This is a genomic window from Actinomadura logoneensis, assembly GCF_003428695.1.
In the GTDB taxonomy this organism is placed as follows: Bacteria; Actinomycetota; Actinomycetes; order Streptosporangiales; family Streptosporangiaceae; genus Spirillospora; species Spirillospora logoneensis.
The window spans coordinates 1-2,864 of sequence record NZ_QURH01000686.1; the positions used below are offsets into that span (position 1 = coordinate 1).

3 protein-coding genes are annotated in these 2,864 nt (G+C 73.5%); all 3 read left to right on the plus strand.

Annotated elements, in window-relative coordinates; all coding sequences use genetic code 11:
* Window positions 1-182: 182 nt before the first annotated feature.
* The 3 genes from pdxT (at window position 183) to DZF91_RS25675 (ending at window position 2,860) form a co-directional block, all read left to right on the plus strand.
* Window positions 183-800, plus strand: coding sequence for a pyridoxal 5'-phosphate synthase glutaminase subunit PdxT (pdxT, locus tag DZF91_RS25665; RefSeq protein ID WP_117359777.1), 618 nt, complete (start codon window positions 183-185; stop codon window positions 798-800).
* A 2-nt stretch (window positions 801-802) separates the two neighbouring features.
* On the plus strand, window positions 803-1,552 hold the full coding sequence (locus DZF91_RS25670) for a YebC/PmpR family DNA-binding transcriptional regulator (protein ID WP_117359778.1): 750 nt from the start codon (window positions 803-805) through the stop codon (window positions 1,550-1,552).
* A 150-nt stretch (window positions 1,553-1,702) separates the two neighbouring features.
* On the plus strand, window positions 1,703-2,860 hold the full coding sequence (locus DZF91_RS25675) for a GNAT family N-acetyltransferase (protein WP_117359779.1): 1,158 nt from the start codon (window positions 1,703-1,705) through the stop codon (window positions 2,858-2,860).
* Window positions 2,861-2,864: the final 4 nt, after the last annotated feature.

Sequence of the window (2,864 nt, forward strand, 5' to 3'; positions counted from 1 at the left end):
CCCCCGGCGGCTCGACCGCCGCCGCCCCCGCCGCTCCCGCCGCTCCCGCCGCACTCGCGGCCCCCGGCCCCGCCAGGCCGGGCCGTCCCGCCCGTCCGGCGGGAAGCAGGCACGGGTCCGGGGGCGTTGTAATGAACGTTTAGGCTTGTGAACGACCCCGAACTCCCCGGAAGGACCCCTTGGTGACTGCTGTGCCGACCATCGGCGTGCTCGCCCTGCAGGGCGACGTGCTCGAGCACGCTCGGGCGCTGGAGGGCGCCGGGGCGCGGACCGTGACCGTCCGCCGCCCCGAGGAACTGGAGCGAGTGGACGGCCTGGTGGTGCCCGGCGGCGAGTCGACCACCATGTGGCGGCTCGCCCGGGCGTTCGACCTGCTCGAACCGCTCCGCAAGCGGATCGAGGCCGGGATGCCCGCCTACGGCTCCTGCGCCGGGATGATCATGCTGGCGGACCGGATCGAGGGCGGCGTGGCCGGCCAGGAGACGGTCGGCGGCATCGACATGACCGTGCGCCGCAACGCCTTCGGCCGCCAGGTCGACTCGTTCGAGGCGCCGGTCCCGCTGACCGGCATGGGGGACACGCCGTTCCACGCCGTGTTCATCCGCGCCCCCTGGGTGGAGGGCGTCGGAGAGGCGGTCGAGGTGCTGGGGCGTGCCGAGAGCGGCCCGAACGTCGGTAGGATCGTCGCCGTCCGCCAGGGCCGCCTCATGGCGACCTCGTTCCACCCTGAACTGACGGGCGACCACCGCGTGCACCACTACTTCGCCGATCTGGTGCGCCGGGCGATGGAGGAGGATTAAGCATGTCCGGCCACTCCAAGTGGGCGACGACCAAGCACAAGAAGGCCGCCCTCGACGCCAAGCGCGGCAAGCTCTTCGCCAAGCTGATCAAGAACATCGAGGTCGCGGCCCGCACCGGCGGCGGCGACCCCGAGGCCAACCCGACGCTGTACGACGCCATCTACAAGGCGAAGAAGAGCTCGGTCCCGAACGACAACATCGAGCGCGCGCGCAAGCGCGGCGCCGGTGAGGAGGCGGGCGGCGCCGACTGGCAGACCATCATGTACGAGGGCTACGCGCCCGGCGGCGTCGCGGTGCTCATCGAGTGCCTCACCGACAACCGCAACCGCGCCGCCTCCGAGGTCCGCGTCGCGCTCACCCGCAACGGCGGCTCGCTCGCCGACCCGGGCTCGGTCTCGTACATGTTCAACCGCAAGGGCGTCATCATCGTCCCCAAGGAGGGCACCTCCGAGGACGACGTCATGATGGCGGCCCTGGAGGCGGGCGCGGAGGACGTCAACGACCTCGGCGACCAGTTCGAGGTGGTCTCCGAGGCGGGCGACCTGCTCCAGGTCCGCAAGGCCCTGCAGGACGCCGGGATCGACTACGAGTCGGCCGAGAGCAAGTTCCTGCCGACGATGTCGGTCCCGCTCGACGAGGAGAACGCCAGGAAGGTGTTCCGCCTCCTCGACGCGCTGGAGGACTCCGACGACGTCCAGGAGGTCTACGCGAACTTCGACGTCTCGGACGCCGTGCTCGAGGCGATCGAGTAGTCCCTGGCTCCGTGGTCCACTCGCGCGGAGTGAGGATCGGAACGACGTCACCGACGAGGTGACGGCTCGTCTCGACGCCTGATCGTGCGGACGCCGCTTCCCGTCATCGGGAGGCGGCGTCCGTCGTTTCGTCGGCCTAGGGTGGGGATCATGGAGATCCGTGAACTGACCCCCGCCGACCTCGACGCCGCCCTGGACAACCGCGTGCGGTCCTTCGGACCCGTGTCGGAGGCCGACGTCCGCTCCTGGCGGGAGGGCTCGGCCGACGTGATGACCGCCGGCCGGCAGCTCGGCGGCTTCGACGGCGGACGGCTGGTCTCCACCGCCCGCGTGCTGGCCTTCCGGCAGTGGTGGGAGGGCCGGGCCGTCCCGATGGGCGGGCTGGCGGGCGTCACCGTCGCCCCCGAGGACCGGGGACGCGGCGCGGGCCGCGCGGTCGTGACGGCCACCCTGCGCCGGGCCGTGGAGCTGGGCGACGTGCTCTCCGCCCTGCACCCGGCCACCACCACCCTCTACCGAGGGCTCGGCTGGGAGCACGCGGGCGGCCTGCACCGGGTCACGCTGAGGACCGAGGCGCTGCGCGGCATCCGGGCCGAGCGCGTCCCGGTGCGGCGGGTCGGCCCGCAGGACGCCGAGGAGGTCGCGGCGACCATCGCGCGCGTCCACGAGGGCGCCCGCGACAGCGGCCCGGTCGACACCGGCGCCGGCCTGTGGCGGATCCGGCTCGCCTCCAGCGGCCTGTTCTCCTACCTGGCCGACGACGGGTTCCTGGCCTACCGGTGGAGCGCGGACAACGCCTCCCTGGTGATCGACAAGGTCGTGGCGGGCTCCGAGCGGACGGCGCGGGCGCTGTGGGCGATCGTCGGGTCCGGCGCGTCCACGGCCGAGTCGGTGACGGCGAACCTCGCGCCGCACGACCCCGTCCTGTGGCTGGTCGGCGAGCGCGAGCACGACATGATCGACCGCACCCAGTGGATGCTGCGGGTGCTGGACGCGCCGCGCGCGGTCGCGCTGCGCGGCTACCGGCCCGGCGTGGCCGCCGAGGTCCCGCTGCGCATCACCGACGAACTCCTGCCCGCCAACACCGGCCACTGGATGCTGACCGTCAAGGACGGCGAGGGCCGCCTGGAGCAGGCGTCGGAGGACGCCACGGCCGTCCAGCTGGGCCCGCGGGGCCTCGCGGCGCTGTACGCCGGGATCCCGGCGAGCACGCTGCGCCGCGCGGGCCTGCTGCGCGGCGGCGACGTCCGCGCCGAGGCGCTGGACGCGGTGTTCGCCGCGCAGCCCTTCGCCCTGGACTACTACTGACCGG

Excerpts from the sequence above, each read along its gene's own strand:
- DZF91_RS25670 (WP_117359778.1), top strand. The coding sequence starts at position 803 with ATGTCCGGCCACTCCAAGTGGGCGACGACCAAGCACAAGAAGGCCGCC.
- DZF91_RS25675 (WP_117359779.1), top strand. The coding sequence starts at position 1,703 with ATGGAGATCCGTGAACTGACCCCCGCCGACCTCGACGCCGCCCTGGAC.